21 protein-coding genes and 1 pseudogene are annotated in these 22,620 nt (G+C 58.2%); 2 read left to right on the top strand and 20 right to left on the bottom strand.

The window, feature by feature from the left end:
* Positions 1-197: 197 nt before the first annotated feature.
* The gene (locus G6P99_RS10645; protein ID WP_029084672.1) at positions 198-803 is read left to right on the top strand and encodes a hypothetical protein; all 606 of its coding nucleotides are present in this window, start codon (positions 198-200) and stop codon (positions 801-803) included.
* Positions 804-812: 9 nt separating this feature from the next.
* On the opposite strand, the gene G6P99_RS10640 is transcribed toward G6P99_RS10645, so the two are convergent.
* Both G6P99_RS10640 and G6P99_RS10635 read right to left on the bottom strand, forming a co-directional pair.
* On the bottom strand, positions 813-1,208 hold the full coding sequence (locus G6P99_RS10640) for a Rieske (2Fe-2S) protein (protein WP_029084673.1): 396 nt from the start codon (positions 1,206-1,208) through the stop codon (positions 813-815).
* A gap of 640 nt (positions 1,209-1,848) precedes the next feature.
* On the bottom strand, positions 1,849-2,700 hold the full coding sequence (locus G6P99_RS10635) for a host specificity protein (protein WP_224496567.1): 852 nt from the start codon (positions 2,698-2,700) through the stop codon (positions 1,849-1,851).
* Positions 2,701-3,259: 559 nt separating this feature from the next.
* Between G6P99_RS10635 and G6P99_RS10630 the strand changes: the two genes are divergently transcribed.
* A protein-coding gene (locus G6P99_RS10630) for an IS630 family transposase (RefSeq protein WP_165128107.1) occupies positions 3,260-4,202 on the top strand; the annotation gives its coding sequence in 2 pieces (ribosomal slippage) (positions 3,260-3,597 and positions 3,596-4,202; 945 coding nt in all).
* 25 nt (positions 4,203-4,227) lie between these two features.
* Here G6P99_RS10630 and fdxB read toward each other — a convergent pair.
* From fdxB to G6P99_RS10540, 18 genes and pseudogenes are all read right to left on the bottom strand, one after another.
* The gene (fdxB, locus tag G6P99_RS10625; RefSeq protein ID WP_029084732.1) at positions 4,228-4,527 is read right to left on the bottom strand and encodes a ferredoxin III, nif-specific; all 300 of its coding nucleotides are present in this window, start codon (positions 4,525-4,527) and stop codon (positions 4,228-4,230) included.
* 13 nt (positions 4,528-4,540) lie between these two features.
* The gene (locus G6P99_RS10620) at positions 4,541-4,741 is read right to left on the bottom strand and encodes a CCE_0567 family metalloprotein (protein WP_029084733.1); all 201 of its coding nucleotides are present in this window, start codon (positions 4,739-4,741) and stop codon (positions 4,541-4,543) included.
* 8 nt (positions 4,742-4,749) lie between these two features.
* Positions 4,750-5,151 (bottom strand): NifX-associated nitrogen fixation protein, encoded by a 402-nt coding sequence (locus G6P99_RS10615; RefSeq protein WP_084518764.1) that lies wholly within the window; start codon positions 5,149-5,151, stop codon positions 4,750-4,752.
* 6 nt (positions 5,152-5,157) lie between these two features.
* A complete protein-coding gene (nifX, locus tag G6P99_RS10610) occupies positions 5,158-5,553 on the bottom strand; it encodes a nitrogen fixation protein NifX (protein ID WP_029084734.1) in 396 nt (131 codons plus the stop codon).
* Entirely contained in the window at positions 5,550-6,962 is a 1,413-nt protein-coding gene (nifN, locus tag G6P99_RS10605) for a nitrogenase iron-molybdenum cofactor biosynthesis protein NifN (RefSeq protein WP_165128105.1), read from the bottom strand. Before nifN ends, nifX begins: the two co-directional genes overlap by 4 nt.
* Positions 6,963-6,970: 8 nt before the next feature.
* The gene (gene nifE / locus G6P99_RS10600) at positions 6,971-8,617 is read right to left on the bottom strand and encodes a nitrogenase iron-molybdenum cofactor biosynthesis protein NifE (RefSeq protein WP_165128103.1); all 1,647 of its coding nucleotides are present in this window, start codon (positions 8,615-8,617) and stop codon (positions 6,971-6,973) included.
* Positions 8,618-8,712: 95 nt separating this feature from the next.
* Positions 8,713-10,269 (bottom strand): nitrogenase molybdenum-iron protein subunit beta, encoded by a 1,557-nt coding sequence (nifK, locus tag G6P99_RS10595; protein WP_029084737.1) that lies wholly within the window; start codon positions 10,267-10,269, stop codon positions 8,713-8,715.
* A gap of 67 nt (positions 10,270-10,336) precedes the next feature.
* On the bottom strand, positions 10,337-11,839 hold the full coding sequence (gene nifD, locus G6P99_RS10590) for a nitrogenase molybdenum-iron protein alpha chain (protein WP_029084738.1): 1,503 nt from the start codon (positions 11,837-11,839) through the stop codon (positions 10,337-10,339).
* A gap of 469 nt (positions 11,840-12,308) precedes the next feature.
* Entirely contained in the window at positions 12,309-13,556 is a 1,248-nt protein-coding gene (locus G6P99_RS10585) for a cysteine desulfurase (RefSeq protein WP_165128101.1), read from the bottom strand.
* Positions 13,553-14,875, bottom strand: coding sequence for a Fe-S cluster assembly protein SufD (sufD, locus tag G6P99_RS10580; protein WP_029084740.1), 1,323 nt, complete (start codon positions 14,873-14,875; stop codon positions 13,553-13,555). The genes G6P99_RS10585 and sufD overlap by 4 nt, the downstream gene beginning before the upstream one ends.
* 19 nt (positions 14,876-14,894) lie before the next feature.
* Positions 14,895-15,647 (bottom strand): Fe-S cluster assembly ATPase SufC, encoded by a 753-nt coding sequence (gene sufC, locus G6P99_RS10575; protein WP_029084741.1) that lies wholly within the window; start codon positions 15,645-15,647, stop codon positions 14,895-14,897.
* A 68-nt stretch (positions 15,648-15,715) separates the two neighbouring features.
* Entirely contained in the window at positions 15,716-17,212 is a 1,497-nt protein-coding gene (gene sufB / locus G6P99_RS10570) for a Fe-S cluster assembly protein SufB (RefSeq protein WP_165128099.1), read from the bottom strand.
* 186 nt (positions 17,213-17,398) lie between these two features.
* A complete protein-coding gene (locus G6P99_RS10565; protein ID WP_165128097.1) occupies positions 17,399-17,593 on the bottom strand; it encodes a 4Fe-4S binding protein in 195 nt (64 codons plus the stop codon).
* A 387-nt stretch (positions 17,594-17,980) separates the two neighbouring features.
* A complete protein-coding gene (locus tag G6P99_RS10560; RefSeq protein ID WP_156929026.1) occupies positions 17,981-18,193 on the bottom strand; it encodes a hypothetical protein in 213 nt (70 codons plus the stop codon).
* A 131-nt stretch (positions 18,194-18,324) separates the two neighbouring features.
* Positions 18,325-19,432: pseudogene (gene ald / locus G6P99_RS10555) on the bottom strand (alanine dehydrogenase).
* Positions 19,433-20,232: 800 nt separating this feature from the next.
* On the bottom strand, positions 20,233-21,279 hold the full coding sequence (gene hypE, locus G6P99_RS10550; protein WP_165128095.1) for a hydrogenase expression/formation protein HypE: 1,047 nt from the start codon (positions 21,277-21,279) through the stop codon (positions 20,233-20,235).
* A complete protein-coding gene (hypD, locus tag G6P99_RS10545; protein WP_165128093.1) occupies positions 21,276-22,418 on the bottom strand; it encodes a hydrogenase formation protein HypD in 1,143 nt (380 codons plus the stop codon). Before hypD ends, hypE begins: the two co-directional genes overlap by 4 nt.
* Complete coding sequence (locus G6P99_RS10540; RefSeq protein WP_234583993.1) at positions 22,415-22,603, bottom strand: HypC/HybG/HupF family hydrogenase formation chaperone; 189 nt, start codon at positions 22,601-22,603, stop codon at positions 22,415-22,417. The genes hypD and G6P99_RS10540 overlap by 4 nt, the downstream gene beginning before the upstream one ends.
* Between the last annotated feature and the right edge of the window lie 17 nt (positions 22,604-22,620).

Here is a 22,620-nt window from a genome sequence, read left to right as displayed (position 1 = left end):
ACCTTTCCGGATCGCACCTGTTGGCTTTTGAACTCGTGTCGGGTTTCTTTCAAAGCTACTTGAGGCAATCGCAGCCCACTTACGCCTTTTTTATCTAAGATACGCCGAAGGCCGCCACGCATGCGACGGCAAGCAATTTGCATTGCATTCGCACCGGCCAAGTCGTCGGTGAGGAGCTTAGATCGAGGACGATTTTAATGACTGCAATCGAAAACACCGCACTCGGCAGACTTGAGAAGGAGGGTCGCCTGCTCAATGCCGTACTCAAAGGCGGGACCACCAAGCCGGACCGGTTCGGCTTTCGCGGCGATGTCGCACTGAAATTCCAGACCCAGGTCGCCGACGAGAAGCGACCGCCGGACTATTCCATCGAGCAGGTTCTAACGATCGCGCAGGAAGGAGAACGCACTATTCCGGTGCTGGCAGGGTATCTGCATTCCTTCGCGTATCTGGCTGACGTCGCAGCCGTCCTTGACGGCGCCTTAAGCCCGAATGGCAGCTATTTCATATTCTGCAACAACATAGATTTGCTGGCGAAATACCGAATCAAGCTCGGTGATGTTACCTTCCACGTCTTACCGTGTGATGAATCCACCGTTTGGAAGGAGATGATGGACCTGGTCGGAGTCAGCAAGGACGACATCAAGAAGCTCGATGCGGGCGGCAAGCTTGATTACCTGCTCGATGCGGCAAACGACATCGAGCTGTCCGATCTTGAGCTATCCTATGACGAGATCTCGTACGAAGACGGGCTGAAGAGGATGGAACCCGTGAAAAACCGTAACGAAAACCGGCCGGTCTGAGCGCGGCCTTCATTCGTTGGGAAGCGCATCGTCTTCGACAAGAGGCATACCGACGACACAGATATCGCCATCCAGAACCGTCAACGCGATCGGCGTGAGCGCGCCACCCTTACATGGACCTTCGACGCATCGTCCCGTGGCGAGCTCGAAGGTCGATCCGTGCTTGCCGCACATCAGCCGGATGCCGTATGGATCCAGGAATTCGTTCCAGTTCCAGTCCAGATTGACGCTGTTGTGCGGGCATTTATTGGCATAACCAAACACCTGCTTGCCCCACCGCACTACAACGATGGACCACGGCCGGTGACCGCCCTCGTCATCGACGACCATCAGATGGAAACCCATGGCCCGGCGGCTTGGAATGTCGTTAATGCCACAAATCGCATAGATTGCATCTGGCTGCATTCATTGCTCGTTTATTGCAGGACGCTCTTCATTTCGCGGGACGATCAAACATGCAAGAACCGTAGAAGAGCCAGAACCGCTCGGCTTTCTGACGATCCGACCTTAAGGCTTCGTCACAGCTGATTGGCGCAGGTGCACGATTGGGTCGGCTCCGCGCGAGCATCGAGGCTTATTGCCTACTCCTTGCCCATTCGCAGCTGCAACTTTCGCGCGCAAACTTTTCCGACACCTTACTGAACTAAACGCAGTGGTTGCTCACTGATCGCCACAGCCTTTCCACTTGCGCCAACTAGACCAAATACGCTGCGAATTGTGTCGCGATCGTCACCTTGGCATATAGTTTGATCCGAAGCTTCCTTGAGCACATACCGCCCTCAACCTGCTCATATCATGACGCGCCGTTGCATTGGCTACACGATTGGGGCGCGGATTCGTACTCGATCTTTGTTGCACCGATTCCAGCTGCACGGCCCGCAAGCGCGAGAATATCATTACTTTCTGAATAGGATAGGCAGGCGAATGGGGCCGCACGCTGCTAACGTACGCCCCCCCCCTCGTTTAACGCTAGGACCTTCGCGGCGACGCGTCCATTCACGAAACAGCCGTCATTTCCTGCCCAGGTCTCTTTACTGCGGCTGTTCTACTCCATGCGCAATCCTTCGAGAGCTTGCTCCAAGTAGAATGACGGATCATCATCTGAAGAGGCCGCTTCGGCACTTTCGACACTTGCTTCAGAAGCGGTGTCACTATCCTCGACCTTAGTAAGATACTTCGTAGGCTTGTCTACTCGCTGCCACTCGTTGCTCTCGTTTTTCGTCCACACTTCTGGATGCTGGTTAGGATCAAGCGCCCAATAATTACGCCCCATGTGAACAAAACCCATTTCGGCCAGACGGGGTTCCATGCCCTCCAAGCCAGGACGTGACAAGACCAAGGGATGGTCGCCGTCCTGTCGCAGTTGATGCTCCAGCAGAATATCGCCCGCGTTCTCGACCAACGGATGAGTAACCCGAAGGTCAACCACGGACGTGATATCATTGCGTCCAAACTGTTGCCGAAACTGCTCCCCCTTGATTCGAGCCGGCCCACCTGCTCTTAAAAGCCCGACAGTTTCGTCACCCAACTGATAGCTGTAGAATCGTGCTGGCTTGCTTGGATCATCGTAAGTGTGGAGGTAGCTTCCAGCAACCATTCCTGCGCGCCGAGCCTTCCCGGACACGAAATCCGAGTACTCTTCTGGGTTACTGGCGATGTGCCTGATGTCACCGCCCAAAAATCTCCTCACTCCCTCCGTGAAGGAAGATCGATCGATCTCTATGATCGGCGGATCGGAAGCCAGAGAGTATGGCGTCGTTGTCACCGACGACGACGCACCGGGCTCCATGCCTGCAACTGTGTCCGCAAATCGCGGGCTCTCTCCCTCATCTCCAGACTCATCAACGTGGCTGGCGCTTCCAGACTGGCTGGACGATCCGACGATTCTGCCATACATCAGATTCGCTCTCCTCTCGGCTCAATTGCACGCTGTATGAGCTCGTGCCGCACGAGCTCTGCGGAGGATGATATACAGGTTAGCTGACCATAACCTGACGCATAGGCGGCCAATTTAGGCTCTTCCAATCCTCAAGGGAGCAGGCAAACAAATAAAGACGGTACCGTTCACCCGAGAAGCGTGCTCCCTCATCGGGATCAGCATTGCGCCATGCGTTATGACCTGAATCGCAATACACCTGCACGAAACGCTGACCCCACTGCTAAGAGACTGATCTTCGAGACGGTGTTGTCACCCAAGGGTATGCGCTTGCCTTGCCGATCAAACAGCCTTAGCTGCAACGTCTCCGCTCGCTGTGTCTTAATAACTGAAGCCGTCAGAGCATGCGGGTCTGATCTCCATCGCAGATCAAGTGATCAACAATGGATCTATTCCATTGCAAATATAGCGCCTGCCGCAAGCGGGCTAGAGCGGGATGGGTCTAGCTTGAATCGATTTGGGATTCCCAAATCGGAAGGCTTCTGATTCAACATGCTGGCTGGGAAGGAGGCCAGCATGGATGGGACGAGCCTATTCGGACGACCTTCGTGAGCGGGTAGTGAGAGCTGTCATCAAAGGTGGCCTGTCGCGGCATCAGGCAGCGGCTCAATTTGGGGTGGGCATCAGCACGGCGATCAACTGGGTACAGCGCTTCCACGAGACCGGTAGCGTCAAGCCAGACCAGATCGGGGGCTATCGGCCAAAGAAGATTGCGGGGCCGCACCGCGAATGGCTGATGCAACGGTGCCGAAACGATTTTACCGTGCGCAGGCTGGTGGCCGAACTCGCTGAGCGTGGCCTGAAGGTCGATTACCGCACGACGTGGGAGTTCGTCCACGCCGAGAAGCTCAGTTACAAAAAAGACGCTGATTGCCGCCGAGCAGGATCGTCCCGATGTCACCCGTCGGCGGGCGCAGTGGACCAAGTATCGGGATCGGATCGATCCCACTCGGCTGGTGTTCATCGATGAGACCTGGACCAAGACCAATATGGCGCCGCTGCGGGGCTGGGCGCCGCGCGGTCAACGTATCAAAGCCAAGGTACCGCACGGCCGCTGGCGGACCATGACCTTCATGGCCGCCTTGCGCCACGATCGCATTACCGCTCCGTGGTTCCTCGAGGGGCCGATCAACGGCGAAGCCTTCCTTGCCTATATCGAGAAGGCTCTGGTCCCGACCCTGCGGCACGGCGACATCGTCATCATGGACAATCTCGGCTCCCACAAGGCCCACGCCGTGCGTCGCGCCATCCGTGCCGCCGGCGCCCGGCTCTTCTACCTGCCGAAATACTCGCCTGATCTCAATCCGATCGAGCAGTTCTTCGCCAAGTTCAAACACTGGCTGCGCAAAGCCGCACAGCGAACCACCGAGGCCGTCTACGATGCTATCGCTCCGATCCTCGGCACCGTCTCACCGGCCGAATGCGCCAACTACTTCGCAAACGCCGGATATGACCAAAACTAAACTCATCACGCTCTAGGGCCACCGGTCAGGCAGCTTCGGCTGGGGCTGAAACATGGACCTGGCAATTGGCCGGACACACCCTGGCGCACGCGCCGCAGCCGATGCAGGCGCCCTGATCATTCAGAACCATGATCTTCTTTTCGATCTCATCGTCCTCGTCATCGTCAAGATCAACAAGTTCGCCGTCCTCGCTGATTCCCTTCAACGCCATGACACCTCGGCCACACACCTTGAAACAGCGGCCACAGCCGATGCATTTTTTGGCGTCAATCGACATCAGGTAGTCTGGCGTCCAGTCGCGGCCATCGCGCGTTGTAAATGACATGTGTCGGCCCCTCTTAAGTATTTTCCAACGCCTTCAAATCATGGTTTCTGCGCTCAAGTTCGGCATAGGCATCGTGCGCCTTCTGCGCAACGACCATGATCGAGGTCCAGTTGATGGGCAATTCCTCCGAAAGGTCGTGCAGATCCATTTTGGCTTGTAGCGCTTTGGCCGATAGCTTCTTTATTTCAGCCTTCAGTGTTTCACGTTCGCTCATCAGTATCCTCAATAGTTCGCCACGTCCGGAAACTTCCGTATCAGGTCGCGATGCACATCACGCAGCCGCTTGTTCACGGCGCTCAGCCGGCCTCCGATCAGCACGATGCGGCCAAATCCTTCATGATGCAGCTTCAAGATCGGCTGGATCATCACACCGGTTTCCCTCTCGACCGCGAGCGCGACCGCGTTGAAGAACAGTTCCAGCCGCCACAGCGTATCGGGGCCAGGATCACCGACAATCGGCAACGCACGCCGCTTTTCCTTGTCCAAGACATAGGGCTCGAGAAGGTCGAGATCGCTCTTGGCCTTCCAGGCTCCCGTGGTGTCCTGAGCGCGCCAAATCTTGACTAGCTCCTTGATGAACAGCGCATCGGCGGAGCTGTCCTGCTGCTCTATTTCTGCGGTCATTTCATCTCATTCGTCGAACTCGAATGTGCTCCGCTGGTCCTTTGCCATTGCCTTGCGTAGCCAGGGAGGTGGTGTGCCTCTTAGGACGTCCTCGAGCTTTTCGAGCAGCACCAGAATGTTTTCTGGCTTGTTTACCTTGATCGGATGGATCTTGTTGGCGACCACCCGGGCAGCACCGGCACCGCCGATGGCAGCAACGTAAAGAATTGCGCAATCTTTAATCGCCTCGATCTTCGGCGCTAACTTGTCGTCGTTGCCGTCTTCCTTGAGATCGCCCTCAAACTCAACCGCTTTGAGAAACACGTGTCCGCTTGGCGCGACCTCGTAGATAGCAATATTCTTTGCCCAACCAAAATGAGCATCGACGCACCTTAGATCTTGAGTGGCGAATGCGACCTTCATGCAGTCGACCTCTCGGCTGCACCGATGGAACTGAGATGCCCGGACCTTGATGGCAGTGCGACCGGAGCCCGCCATCGATCGGGCGTAGGTGGATGGTTCTCCTCGCGGTCCGCGATCACGAGATTGGCGATATCGAAGATCAGATCGCGGGTACCACGATAACCGATCGATAGTTGGTGCCCTGCGCCAAGTCGATCGAACATCGGAAAACCCGCACGATAGAACGGAATTTTCAGCCGGGCAGCCGCTTGCCTGCCATGCGAATGCGTGATCAGCAAGTCGCAATTCTCGGTTCTGGCCAGCTCTTCGAGATCCTCAAGATCACCAATTAGCACCTCGTTGGTCTTGATCCGCTCGATCACCGCCGATTGTGTGGTCGTTACGGCCGCACGCACCTGCGCCCCCATCTCGTGCAGCATACTGGAGAGATCATATAGGAGGTCTGGCTCAGCGGCGATCGCAAGTCTGCGACCACCAATATGGAAGTGCGCGTCCAGCATTGCATCCGTGAGCTGGCCGCGCTGCCGCCGATATTTCGGTGGCACGGGACGGCCGCTGATTTCACTCACAAACGTCATGAATTCGTCGCACGGACCGAGGCCGCACAGCCGCTCGAAGAGGCGAAATGGAACGCCGCTTTTGGCCTGCATGACCTCTGCCGCTCGCCGCATCTGCGCGCCGATTGCAATGGTCCACCCGGCGCGGCCCATGCTCGCGATCTCGTCGACGCCGATGCCGCCGATGGTCGTTGACGTAAACTCGTCGGGGATATGCCCATCGAGCGACGCTGCCAGGTCAGGCAGGAAGGATGGCCGCAACCCAAAATCCTCCAGGATGGCACGGAGTTCGTCAAGATCACCCGGCGTGAGGTGACATCCTGGAAGAACGTTCACTCTCGAGGGATCGCGCAGGCCGTTGACGTTGGGCCCTTCCACCAGCAGCAATTCCACAATGCGCGTCACAGCCTTCTCCCAGCCGTCCTGGAACGCGCCCTTGAAATCGGGTGTCGAGACATAGACCAGCGGCAATTTCGCAAGTTGCCGATGCTTGTTTCGGATTAGCTTGAGGTAAGCATCCACATCGTCTCCGTTAGTCTCGGTGATGCCGGTCGAGCAGATTCCGACGATCTTTGGCTTGGCTCGGTTGTAGATATTGAGTATCGCCTGCTCGAGGTTCTCATAGCCGCCGAGCACGGTCGCGACCTCGCTCATCGCGGTGGTCTGCAGCGGTACCACCTCCTTGAAATGCCGCACAAAGAGCGTGAGCCCGAAAGAAGTGCATCCTTGCGAGCCATGCAGAAGCGGCATCGCCCCGCGCAGCCCCATGAAGGCGAATGCGCCGCCAATCGGCTGGCTCATCTTCAGCGGGTTGACCGCGCAGGCTTTTGTTGGCACCGTGGTGAGGGCCATGATTCCCCCTATTCTGCGGCCTGCAGCATGGCAGATGGCGAGGGCACCAAGATGTCCTCGATGCGTCTCTTGCAGCAACCACCGACCGCATCGGTGTGCTCTTTGACTTCCTCGACGCTTCTCAGACCATGCGCGTAGATCGCATCCTCGATCGTGCCGAGATCGACCGTGTTACAGTGGCAAATCTTCCTCGCGCGGCGCGCCGTTTCGGCGAGCGCCGGTTCGCAGGCGATCTCGGCCGCCGGCGACTGCATATGCAGCTTCGCCCTGGCCAAGGCCTCCCATGGTGCCGGTCGACGTACCTGCTCCCACATCGGATTTGAGAGCGACTTGTCGATCTCCTCCACTAACTTGATCATTCCGACATAGCCCATATAGCCATGGCATCGCTCCTGGTTGATATCGAGCCAAGGCGTCGTTGCTTTCAGCGCGACGAACTGCGATTTGCCGCCCGATAGCATGATGTCCGCTTTTGCGCCCTTCAACATCTCGTACATTTCACGCGGCGACATGTCCTCGATCATGTGGGCATCCTGTCCCATGAGCTCCTTGATGCGCTCTTTGTCCTCCCTTGTCGATTTCTTCACGCTGGTTCCGACCAATTCGAGCCCGGCCTCCTGTAGTGCCGCAACGACCGACCATGACTTGACCCCGCCGGTAATCAGCAAAGCCTTCTTTCCCTTGAAGCGTGACTTGTACGGTTCGATCGCGGCCCAGGCCCGCGCCTCCTCGCGCGCGATCACCGCGTCGGTGCGCCCGAGCAGATCTTGCGGTGCGCCGCGCTCAACCAATAAGCGGGCAATCTGGCGCAGCGAATCACTTGAACCCTGGACACCGTAGAACGAGCCTTCGAAGAACGGGATTCCGTAGCGTTCCTCCATCTTGCGCGCGACGTTGATCATGGCCTTTGAGCACACCAACATCGCCGCCCGCGCCCGATGGGACGACGCGACTTCACGATATTTGGCATCGCCCGAGATGCATGAGAGAATCCGGATTCCAAGCTCATCGAGCGAAGGCTTGACTTGCCAGAGCTCCCCCGAAAGATTGTATTCTCCGATCAGATTGATGTCGTAAGGTGTGGTGCGGTCTGGCTCCCGCGTTCCGATCACATGTTCCAGCAAAGCCTCGCCGGCGAGCTTATTGCCGAGGTTCTTGGAGCCAACGAACCCCGGGGAATTGATCGGGATGACCGGTTTGCCGAACCTTTGCGAGGCGGCCTTACAGACCGCGTTGACGTCGTCGCCGATCATCGCGGGAACACAGGTCTGATAGACGAAAATGGCGGGCGGGTCATGCTTGTCGACGATTTCCTTGATCGCCTTCCAGAGCCGCCTCTCACCTCCAAATACGATATCGGTTTCGTTCATATCGGTTGTGAATGCGGTGCGCCATAGATTCGAACCGGAAGACGCCGCGCCGCGATTGTCCCAGGAGTTGCCTTCGCAAGCGATCGGACCATGCACCAAATGAGCGACGTCGGTAAACGGCTGTAGCGCGATCTTAGCACCGTCGAAGGCGCAGCCGCCCGCCGCACTACCCGGCTGCAGTAGCTTGGTGCATCCCTTCTTGCGCTCAGCCTCCGACTTACTGCCGTTCTTGGCGCAGCCCGGCTCGTTGAAAATATTCTGGACCGTAGCTGACAGCGAACTCATCCGTTCTCCTCTTAGCCGAACTAATTGCAAGTTGAGCCATCGTGCGCTCGTGCCATCGCCAGTGTTTTCGGCGACGGCACGTGCATTGTCCGTCATCAACGAATGATGTCGAAGCTGTAGTCAGTTTTGCCAAGAACGTTGGTCTTCCGGTCGATTTCGTCGAAGATCTTGTCGAGGATCTTCACCAGCACATTCAGGCCGCCCTGATAGCCCCACACAGGGGAGCGGTGGTGATGATGCCGATCAAACACCGGAAAGCCGATGCGGATCAGTGGCGTTCCCGTGTCACGTTCCAGGTACTTGCCATAGGTGTTGCCAATCAGAAGATCGACCGGCTCGGTGAACAAGAGCGAGCGCATGTGCCAGAGGTCTCGGCCCGGATAGGACTGGCAGGCATGCCCAAACGGTGAGCTTGCAAACAGCGCCTGCATTTTGTCCTGCCACGCCTTATTGCCGTTGGTGGACAGCACATGGGTTGGTTCGGCGCCGAGCTCGAGCAGAAAGGCGGCCAACCCATAGCAGAGATCCGGATCGCCATAGATTGCGAACTTCTTGCCATGGATATGCGCGCTGGAGTCAGCGATGGCATCAACCAAGCGGCCACGCTCTCGCGCGAGTTGCTCCGGGACCTGCTTGCCGCTGATGCGTGATAGCGCCAGGAGAAGGTCATCTGTTGCGGAGACGCCCACCGGGTAATTGAAAGAGACGACGTCCTGGCCATGCTCAGACACGAGCGGCAGCGTTTTTTCGGTACACCACTGCTGCATTGAGATTGTCGCCTTGGCGTGAACCGCGTTAGCTGCGTCTTCCAGCGTGGTGCCGCCGTCATACATCCGGAAATCGCCATCAGTCGGGGTATCGAAGACGTCGGAGTTATCGGCCAGTATGGTGTATTGGATACCCATCAGCGCCAAGATGCGCTTAATCTCACGAAGGTTTCCGACGGTGTAGCCATCGAACCCACCAATGATGTTGATCGACTCGTTTGGCTTGCGCTCCAGCTTCGGCGCTGTTCCGGCCTTGCCGTCCCAGAAATGCTCCAGAACACCCTTGAGTGCGTTGTCATACCCGGTGACGTGGCTACCGACGAACGCCGGCGTGTGTGCAAACGGCACGTCGAACTCCGCCGGAACAGAGCCCTTTTCCTTCGATGTCTTGATGAACGCATTGAGATCATCGCCAATCACCTCGGCCATGCAGGTCGTGGAAACCGCAATCATCTTGGGCTTGTACATGTTGTAGCTGTTGGCAAGTCCATCGATCATGTTGTTCAAGCCGCCGAACACCGCGGCGTCTTCCGTCATCGAGGAAGAGACGCAGGAACTCGGCTCCTTGAAGTGCCTCGACAGATGGCTGCGGTAGTAAGCCACGCAGCCTTGCGAGCCGTGGACGAAGGGCAGCGTGCCCTCAAAACCGACCGAGGCGAACACGGCGCCAAGCGGCTGGCAGGCTTTGGCCGGATTTACCGCCAGCGCCTCCCGCGCAAAATTCTTCTCGCGGTATTCAGGCGTTTTCGTCCATTCCTTGATGCGTTCAACCTCGGCTGGATCGCGGGAATTCTCGAACGTCTTCTTGTTAGCCAGCATCTGCTGGTATTCTGGACCGCGAAACAGTTCGAGATGATCGAGCACGTGTTCTGCACTCTGCGCCATTTTTAAGATCCTTCACTATCGAAATTGGTATCGCCCCGGCTCTCCACGAAGAGCCAGATACATTGCTTTATTCTGCAGCCAAGAGCTTCGACTTCGAAGCTTCTTTCCAAGGCGCTTTCATCTTCTTCCAGATCGGCGAGTTGACAGCCATGTCCATGTCGCGCGCGAAGATCGCAAAGCCGTCATAGCCGTGATATGGACCTGAATAGTCCCAGGAATGCATCTGCCGGAACGGTATACCCATCTTTTGGAAAACGTATTTTTCCTTGATGCCCGATCCGACCAGGTCGGGCTGGAGCTTTTCGACAAAACGCTCGAACTCGTAGCCATTGACGTCGTCGTAGATGAGCGTGCTGTCCTTGACGTAGTGCTGGGCGGTGCGCTGATAGTCGTCGTTGTGGCCGAACTCGTATCCGGTACCCACGACTTCCATCCCGAGGTCCTCGTATGCGCCAATCACATGACGCGGGCGAAGACCGCCGACGTACAACATCACCGTCTTGCCCTCCAGGCGCGGGCGATATCTTGCTATTACGGCGCTCACCAGCGGCTGGTACTTTTCAATCACCCGCTCAGCGCCTTCTTTAATCTTATCGTCGAAGTAGCCCGCGATCTTGCGCAGCGACACTGCGATCTTTGAAGGTCCAAAGAAGTTATACTCGCACCACGGAATACCGAACTTCTCTTCCATGTGGCGGGAGATGTAGTTCATGGAGCGGTAACAATGCAGAATGTTGAGCTTTGCCTTCGGCGTTGCCTCGAGCTCAGCGAGTGAACCGTCACCAGACCACTGCGCAATCACCCGCAGGCCCATTTCCTCCAGAAGAATTCGCGATGACCAGGCGTCGCCGCCGATATTGTAGTCTCCGATGATCGCAACATCGTACGGCGTCGACTCAAACTTCGGTTTACCATCTGGCTCGAACTTGTCGAAAATCCAATCACGCACGGCGTCGTTGGCAATGTGGTGGCCGAGCGACTGCGAGACGCCGCGAAAGCCCTCGCAGCGGACCGGCACGATGGTCTTGCCGCCATACTCCTTGGATTTCGCTCTTGACACAGCCTCGATGTCGTCTCCAATCAATCCGATCGGGCATTCCGACTGGATGGTGATGCCGTTGTTGAGTGGGAAAAGCTCCTGGATTTCGTCAAGAACTTTGACCAGTTTCTTGTCGCCACCGAATACGATATCCTTTTCCTGGAAGTCGGAGGTGAATTGCAGGGTCACGAAGCTATCGATCCCGGTCGTGCCAACGTAATAGTTACGACGCGAGCCCCACGAGTACTGACCGCAGCCCACCGGTCCATGGCTGATATGGACCATGTCCTTGATCGGCCCCCAGACCACGCCCTTGGATCCTGCGTAGGCGCAGCCTCTGATTGTCATCACACCAGGGATGGATTTGATGTTGGACTTGACCCCACAGTCCGACTTGCCGGCTTGGTGCACGTTGAGATGCTTGGCGCGCCGTTTTGCGGTCTTCTCCGGATAGACCTTCAGGACCTCCTCAATCAGCTCTTTGTTGCGAGCCCTGATTTCTGCGATGCTCTGGGTCGAGGCGAGGCTCATGCTGAGGTCCTCCGAGGGTTAGCTGTTGCGAGAGCGGCTTCGTGACCTAGAGTTTTGCAACGAGCATGCCAGTGCGGCGCGAGCACAAAAAGCGGAACGATTGAAATCAGTTAGCGCGCTCCGTGGTGCAGCACGGGGTATTGTGGCTAACGCGACATCGCGCTTTGCCCGGAGAACCCTTCGTTTGGTCCTGTTCGAAATGGAACAGGGGCGGCGATATGTGAAGTAGCACCGCACGATTCCAGATGTGCGGCTGCCGATCGCGATGCTCCGCGCTCGAGAGAGCGCCCGTAACAAGCGAACCGAGCGGCAAAGGCCGGCTGATCGAGCCCGGGTTTGCCGACGCCATCCATGCTTGTTGAGATCTACAGATACTTGCCTTCAGCGACAACGATGATGCCAACGGTTATGACGTCGTCATCGTCGGGAGTTCGATGCTCCACCGCCCAGACGCCGCAAGCTCACCGGCTCACGAGAACAGCTGTCGTGCCTTGATAAGTGCCCGCACGAGCGTATCAATCTCTTCACTTGTGTTGTAAAGTGCGAAAGACGCACGGCACGTCGCCAGCACACCCAAGCGCTCGAGCAGCGGCATCGCGCAATGGCCACCCGCCCGCACTGCAACTCCGGCGCGGTCGATGACCGTAGCAATGTCATGTGCATGCGCGCCTTTCATATCAAAGGAGATGATCGGCCCCTTTTCGGCCGGCGTCCCGATGATTCGTACGGCGTTGATGTCCCCTAGCTTCTCATTTGCGTAAGCGAGCAGCGCGTTCTCGTGCTTGCGGATCTGTTCTTTGCCTATCGAATTGATGTAATCTAAAGCCGCCCCCAAACCGATCGCCTCGACAATCGGCGGCGTCCCCGCCTCGAACCGGTGCGGCGGTTCACCATAGATGACGCCGGCACGCGAGACCTGACGGATCATCTCGCCGCCACCATTGAAGGGCGGCATTGACGAAAGATGCTCTGACTTGCCGTAAAGCACGCCGATCCCTGTCGGACCATAGAGTTTATGGCCTGTCATTACGTAGAAATCGCAATCGATGTCGCAGACGTCGACGGTCAAATGGACACATCCTTGCGAGCCGTCGACCAGTACGGGAATACCCCGTGCATGTGCGATCCTCACTACGTCTTTCACTGGCAAAACGGTACCCAGCACGTTCGACATCTGAGTGATCGCAACCATCTTGGTGCGCGGGGTCAAGAGCCGCTCAAATGCATCGAGCAGGAAATTGCCGTCATCATCAACCGGCGCCCACTTGATGACTGCGCCGAGCCGTTCTCTTAAAAAATGCCACGGCACAATGTTGGAGTGGTGTTCCATAATCGACAGAACGATCTCGTCACCGGCGCTGACCCGTTCACGGCCGAAGGTCTGGGCGACCAGATTGATGGCCTCCGTAGCGCTGCGGGTGAAGACGATCTCTTCGTTCAGATGTGCGTTCACAAACCGCGCCACCTTGGTACGGGCGCCCTCATACGCCTCCGTCGCCGCATTCGCCAGATAGTGCAGGCCGCGATGTACGTTGGCGTATTCGCTGGAGTACACATGCATCATGCGGTCAAGAACCGCATTCGGCTTTTGCGCGGATGCGGCGTTATCAAGGTACACAAGCGGCTTGTCGTACACCGTCATGGACAGCGCAGGAAAGTCCGCGCGCAGACGGCTGACCTGGTAACTACCGTTGCCTATCGCGGGGTGCACACTCATCGCGCCCGCAGCCAGTGTTCAGCTCGCGCGGTCACAAATTCGCGCAGATTGCCGGCGGGGATCTCCTCGATCGGCTCGCCAATGAATGCTCTAATCAACAACGCCTGCGCATCCTTCTCTGATAGACCTCGAGCGCGCAGATAGAATATGAGACTGGTGTCCAGCGCACCTGAAGTCGATCCGTGGCCGCAAGTCACGTCGTCGGCAAGGATTTCGAGTTCGGGCTTATTGTCCGCCTCGGCCTGGTCGGACAGGAGCAGCGCTCGCGTCATCAGCGCGGCTTCCGTCTTCTGCGAGGCGGGACGTACGACGACTTGGCCCTGGAACACCGAGCGGCCGCAATCGTCGACGACCGCGTGGAACTTATTCCGACTGATGCAATGCGGCACGGCGTGGTCGACTACGATTGTTGTGTCGGCGTGCTGTTTTTCCCTGATGAGATTGACCCCGTTCGCCGAGAGCCTGGATCCCTCGCCGGCCAGTGTGACGAATCCCTGATAGCGACCGATGGAGCCGCTGCAGGTCATGCTGAAGAGATTGAGGCTCGCTCTGGTACCGACTACGATGATTCCCGACGAAAGGTTCACGGCGTCAGCGGCATCAGCTGCCACCCGGATATACGAAAGGCTCGCCTCGTCACCAACCAGGACAATTATCGCATCGTTGGTTTGATATCGGCTCGCGCCATCAGCCGCGACGAATGTTTCCACCACAGCCGCGTGCGCTCCCTTACCTAGCTGCAGGTAGGAACGGGTAAAGTCGGACACCGACAATGAGGTTGCAACGTGAACGATCTGAATGGGACGCTTAATCGCGCTGCCCTCGGCGATCGTAATCACCAGGCCGTCGGTCGCCATCGCGGCATTGAGCGAGATCATCGCATCAGTTGTGGTCGAAAGCACCAGGCCGGCCATTGCGCTATTGGCCGGATTCTCCAGAATCTCCCGCAACGACCGCACATCGATCCCATTTTCGAGGCTACCGACGTCGGATAGCTCGGGTGCGAATATTCCATCCACCAAAACCAGTTTGACTGCTTGATCGGCAGCCGCTTGCATGACCGACGACTTTGCGCGCACCAGCGCAGCTGCATCTGGTCGCGGAGCGAGTGGCAGTACCTCGCCGATCAAGGCGCATAGATCTGTATATTTCCAAGCCTCGATGCGCCGATGCGGGAGGCCGGCACGCTCGTAGGCCTCGAATGCCCTCGCACGGATATGGGCGACAGGCCCACAGCCAGGCAGCCGTCCGTGCGCCGCGGTGAAGAGATTGCTCTTTGCACGTCCGGCGTCGGCTTCTCTTGCCAAAACTTGCTTCATCAGGAAATCTCTTGAGAGGTCAGGCCGCACCTTCAAATTGAGCGTAGCCACAAGCCTCGAGCTCCAGCGCGAGTTCTCTGCCGCCGCGCTTCCTTACCCGCCCTTTGGACATCACATGCACAAAATCCGGCGCTATATAGTCGAGAAGCCGCCGATAGTGGGTGATCACGATCATCGCCCGTTCCGGCGAACGCAGAGCGTTGATACTGTTGGAGACGATGCGCAGCGCGTCGATATCGAGGCCGGAATCTATCTCATCCAAGATGCACAGGCTCGACTCGAATAGCGCCATCTGCAAAATCTCGTTGCGCTTTTTCTCGCCGCCGGAAAATCCGACATTGAAGCCGCGCTTCAGCATGCCTTGTGGGATGTTGAGCGACTTGGCTATCTCGCGGGCCCTTTTGAGAAAATCGGGCGTGGAGAATTCCTTTTGCCCGCGCGCTTTACGCTGAGCGTTCAACGCCGTACGCAGGAAGTTCATGGTGGTCACGCCGGGAATTTCCACCGGATACTGAAACGCAAGAAATATCCCCTTGCCAGCGCGCTCCTCCGGTTCCATCGCGAGAAGATCTTCATCGTTGAACAGGATTTGGCCTGCACTCACTTGATACCCGGGCTTGCCGGAAATAATGTGGCTGAGCGTGGTCTTTCCGGAGCCGTTCGGCCCCATGATCGCGTGTACCTCACCCGCGTTGACCGTAAGATCGAACCCGCGAAGAATTTCGCGCTCGTCCATGCCGGCATGCAAATCTCGAACTTCGAGTAGCGCCATTCTGATCTATCTCCTGAAATGCATCATCCCGGGTGAGCCGCACTCGGGAGGTCCCGCGGGACGGTTGGCTATCCGACGGACCCTTCGAGCGAGATCGAGATCAGCTTCTGCGCTTCCACCGCGAACTCCATCGGCAGTTTTTGCAGAACGTCCTTGGCGAAGCCATTGACGACAAGGCCAAGGGCCTGTTGCTCGCTCAAGCCTCTCTGCACGCAGTAGAACAGCACGTCCTCGGAGATCTTCGACGTGGTCGCTTCGTGCTCGAACGTTGCCGAGGAGTTCTTGGCCTCGACATAGGGCACGGTGTGCGCGCCGCATTTGTCGCCGATCAGGAGCGAATCGCAGGCGGTGTAGTTGCGCGCGCCGGTGGCTTTACGGTGCGCACTGACGAGGCCGCGATAGGTGTTCTGCGATTTGCCGGCGGCGATGCCCTTGGAGATGATCCGGCTCGACGTGTTCTTGCCGAGGTGGATCATCTTGGTGCCGCTATCGACCTGCTGGAAGCCGTTCGAGATCGCGATCGAGTAGAACTCGCCGCTCGAATTGTCGCCGCGCAGGATGCAGCTCGGATATTTCCAGGTGATCGCCGAACCGGTCTCGACCTGGGTCCAGGAGATCTTGGAATTCCTGCCGCGGCAGTCGCCGCGCTTGGTGACGAAATTGTAGATGCCGCCCTTGCCCTCGGAATTGCCGGGGTACCAGTTCTGCACCGTCGAATACTTGATCTCGGCATCGTCGAGTGTGACCAACTCCACCACGGCGGCGTGCAACTGGTTCTCGTCGCGCTGCGGCGCGGTGCAGCCTTCGAGATAGGAGACGTAGGAGCCCTTGTCGGCGATGATCAGCGTGCGCTCGAACTGGCCGGTGTTGCGCTCGTTGATGCGGAAATAGGTCGACAGCTCCATCGGGCAACGCACGCCCGGCGGCACGTAAACGAACGAGCCGTCGGAGAACACCGCCGAGTTCAGCGTCGCGAAGTAATTGTCCGTGGTCGGCACCACGGCGCCCAGATATTTCTGCACCAGCTCGGGATGCTCGCGGATCGCCTCCGAGATCGGCATGAAGATCACGCCGGCCGCCTTCAGCTCCTTCTGGAAGGTGGTCGCCACCGACACCGAATCGAACACGGCGTCGACCGCGATCTTGCGGCTGGGCGACAGCGCGCCACCAGGCGGCAGCTCGACGCCTTCGAGGATCGCAACCTCGCGCAAGGGAATGCCGAGCTTCTCGTAGGTCTTGAGGATTTCCGGATCGATCTCGTCGATCGAGGACAGCGTCTTCTTGGGCTTCGGCGCCGCGTAGTAGTAGATGTCCTGATAGTCGATCTTCGGATAGTTGACGCGCGCCCAGGTCGGCTCGGTCATGGTCAGCCAGCGGCGATACGCCTCCAGACGCCATTCCAGCATCCAGGCCGGCTCATTCTTCTTTGCAGAGATGAAGCGGACGGTGTCTTCCGACAGCCCCTTCGGGGCCTTGTCGGACTCGATCTGCGTCTCAAACCCATATCGATACTGGTCAACGTCGATGCGCCGGACGCGCTCGACCGTCTCTTCTACAGCTACCATTGCCTGCTCCGCTCGCGCAAAGACAACTCCAACCAGTTCCGGCGCGCCCTCTCCGAACTGATCCCACAAGTTAGGACCACTCGGGGCCAGCGCGTAAGAGAATCGATCGACGAAGCCGGTAGGCTGCCGCTCTCAGTGGTGTCTTCATTCTGTTTCGCGCCGGGGCCCCACTCATCAGCTAATTCCCTATGCCGGCACACAGGTCTCGGGCACCGGGCAAACGACGGCGCACTGCGGCGCGTCAGAATTTCCTTCGCATTGGGTGCACTTGGTCGGATCGATCACATATATGTCGTTCTTCAGGCTAATCGCAGCGTTGGGACATTCGAACTCACACGCACCGCAGACGGTGCACTGGGACGCGATTATCTTGTAGGCCATCACTGCGGTTCCATAAGCAGAAGGTGCGGGACAGCGTCTTGCCTTCAAGTCTCGTGCCAATCAGTCTGGGCTGATTTGCCTCGGCTATCTTCCAGAGCGCATGTCGCCGCCTCGACGGCGTGTCGCAAACTCTACATTCGGAATCATAGTGGCTTGATCTCGGTGCCGTGGCGCGCACGATCAATGACGGCGGTCAGCCAACCACGTGAACTGCGTCCGCCAGCCCTATGGCGCGATCCTTCCCATGGCCGCGGTCACGCGGCTGCGATCGGGTCGCCTCTTCCCGAGTGCTCCGCCGCCAGGTCGGCCGGGCCCCATGTTATTGGTTCTGCTCACCGGAATGGCGGCGGATTCGACTAAAGCGCCACGATGAACAACCGGCGGGGGTCACACCGGCACGACGCACATCTCCACCGCAGAGCCAGAAACTGTCGCGGCGATCGCGCCAGACAAAGTCACTCCGATGATCGCGGCGTTTAGGTGCCGCGGCACCCGCTTTTCAAGCCCCGAAGATGACCGGTAACCTGCATTCATATGCCCTGTACGGGCAAAGGCACATTGCCTCGCATCATGGGGCAACTGAAAGCCAAGCGCGATCATCTGGTGTTCCCCGGCTTCGCTTCGCGTTTCAAACATCCGCCCGCGCTGGTTAGCAAATTGATCGAGCCGAAAAAAACCACCCCGAAGGGTGGCCCAAGTCAGGGAGGAAACGCCCGTAAGGGCCTCTGGGATCAGGCCGCAGCCTGTTCGATCGGTGAGAAAGGCAACCCGAGGCTCTCGGCCACGGCCTTGTAAGTTAGCCGGCCCCGATGGACATTGAGGCCCGCGCGCAGGTGCGGATTTTCGAGCGCGGCGACAAACCCCTTGTTGGCCAGTGCCAAACCAAACGGCAGCGTGGCGTTATTCAGTGCCTGGCTTGAGGTCAGCGGCACGGCGCCGGGCATATTGGCCACGCAATAATGAATGACGCCATCCACTTCGCAGGTTGGATCAGCGTGAGTGGTTGGGTGCGATGTCTCAAAGCAGCCGCCCTGATCGATAGCGACGTCCACGATCACCGCCCTCTTACGCATCGAACTCAGCATACCCCGCCGAACGAGCTTCGGCGCGCTCGCACCTGGAACAAGTACCGCACCAATCACAACATCGGCCGCAAATACCTCTTCCTCCACGGCGTCGATGGTCGAGAATCTGGCCCGAACGCGCCCTTCAAAAAGCTCGTCCAGTTCGCGGAGCCGGGGTATCGAGCGGTCGATGATGGTGACCTCTGCACCCAAACCGATCGCCATGCGCGCCGCGTGCGTACCAACGACGCGACCTCCAATCACCACGATCCGGGCCGGCTGAACACCGGGCACTCCACCGATCAACAGCCCTCGTCCGCCAGCACTACGCCTCAGGGCGCTACCCGCCCCTTCAATCGCAAGCCTATCCGCGACCTCGCTCATAGGCGCCAGCAATGGCCCCTTGCTCATCAGTTACGGTCTCATAGGCGATCTCGGTGCACCCAGATTTTAGGAGCCCCTTGGCCTGCTCGGGGTCCGGGGCCAGATGCAGATAAGTGAAGAGGATCTGGCTCTCCCGCAGCTGGCTCCATTCGGACGGCTGAGGCTCCTTAACCTTTGCGATCATCTCGCTCGACGCGAATACCTCGACTGCGGACGCCAGAATCGTTGCGCCGGCGTTGCGATAATCTTCATCCGTCGCGCCAATGCCCGCGCCAGCATCGGTCTCGATCATCACGCGGTGGCCCGCCGCCACGTATTCGCGGACAGCTCCAGGGGTAAGGCCCACGCGATATTCGTGCGCCTTGATTTCCTTGGGGACTCCGACCTTCATTTGAAAACTGCCTGCCTGGAGCGGCTTTCTAATCGGAAGTACGTAACGATACTGCGACGCGAGCGCCACAATAGCGCAGGAATTCAGCGATCTTTGACCAGCTGCGCAGGATTTCAAACAAGATGCGGCAAGATGCTGAGTGGCTTAGATAACCATACTCGCTGAGCTCAACGATCGAGCCCTCCGCAGCCGACGCGAACAGGCTCTCGACCGCAATGGCACCCGCGCTGAAAGAATCATATAACGGATCCGTGGGCGTCTTGAAAACGTCTACAGAACTACCTTCGCCGCGATGACAGGGTCCTTCCGCTCTGGACCAAACCTATTCTCATCTCATTACCTGCGAATCACGCGTTGGCTATGCACGAGGTCGGCGAATGCACGGACCTCGGTGTCAGTGCCTTCTCCTAAGCCGCCGAGATTCAGGGGAGCAGATCGATGATCTCTTATTTCTAAGCTGCTCTTGTGCGACACTAGGCTACAAACTAAGCGGCGCGACTTGAGCCAAGGCGCTGTAAAGAGCCTCGTAAGAGCGCCTTTCGCCTCACCTTAACCTCGAAGTGTCAAGTGGGGAGCAACGACTTTGGGTGTGCGACGGATGGTGCATGAATAAAACGCTTGGGACTGGGTTCGCGGCTTGGGAATGCCACAAATGAAAATCCAGCCTTGCCGAATTTCTGGAAGAGCGAGCATCACAGTCCGCCAGCTGGGCAGGTCGTAGACTTTAGCTCATTTTTTTGAATGGCTAATAACCGCTGATGCGTGCCCCCTCATGCCCGCCGCAGTTGGGCGTGACATGTTCAACAGATCCGAGGCAATTGTTCGCCCGACAGCCAATCGACAACTCGTCCGCCACCGAAACTGGTCGCCATCTGCACAAACTTGTGATCGTCAGCTACCGCCTCTCCAATATCAGCTGCATCGCACCCGAGCGGATGCGCCTTCATGGCTGCAAGCACAGCATCAGCAGAATCAGGCGCGACGATCGCAACGAGCTTGCCCTCGTTAGCGACATGGATCGGATCAAGCCCAAGGAGTTCGCAGGTCGCCGCAACCGCAGGCTTCACAGGAATGGCGGCTTCCTGCAGACGGAAGCCGAGGCCCGATTGATGCGCAATCTCGTTGAGCGAGGCGGCAAGGCCGCCACGCGTGGGGTCACGCATCACCCGGATACCGCTGCCACCGGCCGCAACCATGACGGCTACGAGGTCGTGCAGCGCGGCTGAATCCGAGCCGATCTCGATTTGAAAGGCGACGTTCTGGCGCCTTGACATGATCGCCACCCCATGATCGCCGAGGCTACCGGACACCAGGACACGGTCGCCAACCCTTGCCTTGTCGGCCGAGAGATCGAGCGCATCGGCCAGGAACCCGATGCCGGTCGTGGAGATGAACAGACCGTCCGCCTTGCCGCGCTCGACGACCTTGGTGTCCCCAGTGATGATGTAAACGCCGGCGTCGCGCGCCGCTACGCCCATCGAATCCGCAATCGTTTGCAGATCCGAAAATCGGAACCCCTCCTCGATGATAAAGCTAGCCGATAGATAGAGCGGACGCGCGCCGGCCATAGCGACATCATTGATCGTGCCGTTCACAGCGAGTGACCCGATATTGCCGCCAGGAAAGAACAGCGGTGAAACCACATAGCCGTCCGTCGTCATCACCATTCTGCCTGTTGCAACATCAAACGCCGATTGATCATTGCAGCGGGCGAGCCATTCGTTACCGAAGGCTCGGTGAAAAATGTCCGAGATTAGCTGCGCCATGGCACGGCCCCCGGACCCGTGAGAAAGATCAATGCGTCCGTTCTCGACATCAAGTCTGCGTTGATTGGCCTTTACGCTCATGACAACCGTCCCAGCTGATCATCGCGAACTCGGCCATACGTCCAATACGCGGCGCAAGCGCCCTCCGATGAGACCATGCAGGCTCCTATGGGATTTTCCGGCGTGCAAGCAGTTCCAAACAGCTTGCAGTCGACCGGCCGCTTGGCGCCGCGCAGAATTGCGCAGCACTCGCACGCTGGATTGTCAGCGACACGCAGTTCGTGCATCGCAAAACGCGCCTCGGCGTCAAATCTCGCGTATGCCCGCTTCAGCTTCAGTCCGCTTTTGGGTACGAGTCCAAGTCCACGCCATTCGAACTGCTCACGCAGTTCGAATGGCTGCGAGACCTCGTCCTTGGCGCGCTGATTGCCTTCGCGCGTAACCGCACGGCTGTATTGATTTTCCACGCCGGAGCGGCCTTCGTTCACTTGCCGCACCAGCATCAGGATCGCCTGCATGACGTCGAGCGGTTCAAATCCCGCGATCACGATCGGCTTACCGAATTGTTCTGCCAGAGGTTCGTAAGGTCGCGTACCGATGATGGTGCTGACATGTGCAGGCCCGACGAAGCCATCAATTGCGCCCCCGCCGATATTGCGGATCTTCGGGTTCTCGAGAATGCTGTGCATGGCGGACGGTGTAAGCACGTGGTTGCAGAACACGCTGAGGCTCTTCAGCCGCTTCTTCTCGGCAATCCGGATCATCACCGCCGTCGGTGGCGTCGTAGTCTCAAATCCAATGGCAAAGAAGACCACGTCCCGGCTCGGCGCCTGTTCGGCGAGCCGAATAGCGTCGATCGTCGAGTAAACCATCCGAATGTCAGCGCCTAGCGCCTTGGCTCCCAGCAATGACTGTCCTTGCGACCCGGGCACGCGCATCAGGTCGCCGTAAACGCACAGGATGACCCCCGGGCGCTCGGCGAGCCGGATCGCCATGTCGATCCGGCTCGCGGGCAGAACGCAGACGGGACAACCAGGCCCGTGGATCATGCGGACGTTCGCGGGCAGCAAGTCCACCAGGCCGTAGCGGGAGATCGCATGTGTGTGTCCGCCGCAGAATTCCATGAACCGATAGGCCCTATGCGGACCAGCTTCGGCGCCAATCGCACGCGCTATTCCCTGCGCCAAGGTCTTGTCGCGAAATTCGTCGGCATATTTCATGATCGGAGTTCCGGTGCTGCACTGCCTAGCTCTTGCAGGAGCTTCAACGTACGCTTGGCTTCGATCGGGTCGATCTTGGCCAGCGCGTAGCCGACATGAACGAGGACCCAGTCGCCGACGTCGAGCTCGTCGATGAGTGCGATCGATATTTCCAGGCTGACGCCATCTATGGATACGATCGCCATGTCGTCGGGAAGCATTT

The sequence above is a fragment of the Bradyrhizobium sp. 6(2017) genome (genome assembly GCF_011058295.2).
Taxonomy (GTDB): domain Bacteria; phylum Pseudomonadota; class Alphaproteobacteria; order Rhizobiales; family Xanthobacteraceae; genus Bradyrhizobium; species Bradyrhizobium septentrionale.
Note: the sequence above shows the minus strand (reverse complement) of the source record. Positions and strands in the feature narration are given on the sequence as shown.

Coding starts and splice junctions, on each gene's coding strand:
- G6P99_RS10645 (WP_029084672.1), top strand. CDS start 198: ATGACTGCAATCGAAAACACCGCACTCGGCAGACTTGAGAAGGAGGGT.
- G6P99_RS10640 (WP_029084673.1), bottom strand. CDS start 1,208: ATGCAGCCAGATGCAATCTATGCGATTTGTGGCATTAACGACATTCCA.
- G6P99_RS10635 (WP_224496567.1), bottom strand. CDS start 2,700: ATGTATGGCAGAATCGTCGGATCGTCCAGCCAGTCTGGAAGCGCCAGC.
- fdxB (WP_029084732.1), bottom strand. CDS start 4,527: ATGTCATTTACAACGCGCGATGGCCGCGACTGGACGCCAGACTACCTG.
- G6P99_RS10620 (WP_029084733.1), bottom strand. CDS start 4,741: ATGAGCGAACGTGAAACACTGAAGGCTGAAATAAAGAAGCTATCGGCC.
- G6P99_RS10615 (WP_084518764.1), bottom strand. CDS start 5,151: ATGACCGCAGAAATAGAGCAGCAGGACAGCTCCGCCGATGCGCTGTTC.
- nifX (WP_029084734.1), bottom strand. CDS start 5,553: ATGAAGGTCGCATTCGCCACTCAAGATCTAAGGTGCGTCGATGCTCAT.
- nifN (WP_165128105.1), bottom strand. CDS start 6,962: ATGGCCCTCACCACGGTGCCAACAAAAGCCTGCGCGGTCAACCCGCTG.
- nifE (WP_165128103.1), bottom strand. CDS start 8,617: ATGAGTTCGCTGTCAGCTACGGTCCAGAATATTTTCAACGAGCCGGGC.
- nifK (WP_029084737.1), bottom strand. CDS start 10,269: ATGGCGCAGAGTGCAGAACACGTGCTCGATCATCTCGAACTGTTTCGC.
- nifD (WP_029084738.1), bottom strand. CDS start 11,839: ATGAGCCTCGCCTCGACCCAGAGCATCGCAGAAATCAGGGCTCGCAAC.
- G6P99_RS10585 (WP_165128101.1), bottom strand. CDS start 13,556: ATGAGTGTGCACCCCGCGATAGGCAACGGTAGTTACCAGGTCAGCCGT.
- sufD (WP_029084740.1), bottom strand. CDS start 14,875: ATGAAGCAAGTTTTGGCAAGAGAAGCCGACGCCGGACGTGCAAAGAGC.
- sufC (WP_029084741.1), bottom strand. CDS start 15,647: ATGGCGCTACTCGAAGTTCGAGATTTGCATGCCGGCATGGACGAGCGC.
- sufB (WP_165128099.1), bottom strand. CDS start 17,212: ATGGTAGCTGTAGAAGAGACGGTCGAGCGCGTCCGGCGCATCGACGTT.
- G6P99_RS10565 (WP_165128097.1), bottom strand. CDS start 17,593: ATGGCCTACAAGATAATCGCGTCCCAGTGCACCGTCTGCGGTGCGTGT.
- G6P99_RS10560 (WP_156929026.1), bottom strand. CDS start 18,193: ATGATCGCGCTTGGCTTTCAGTTGCCCCATGATGCGAGGCAATGTGCC.
- hypE (WP_165128095.1), bottom strand. CDS start 21,279: ATGAGCGTAAAGGCCAATCAACGCAGACTTGATGTCGAGAACGGACGC.
- hypD (WP_165128093.1), bottom strand. CDS start 22,418: ATGAAATATGCCGACGAATTTCGCGACAAGACCTTGGCGCAGGGAATA.
- G6P99_RS10540 (WP_234583993.1), bottom strand. CDS start 22,603: ATGGCGATCGTATCCATAGATGGCGTCAGCCTGGAAATATCGATCGCA.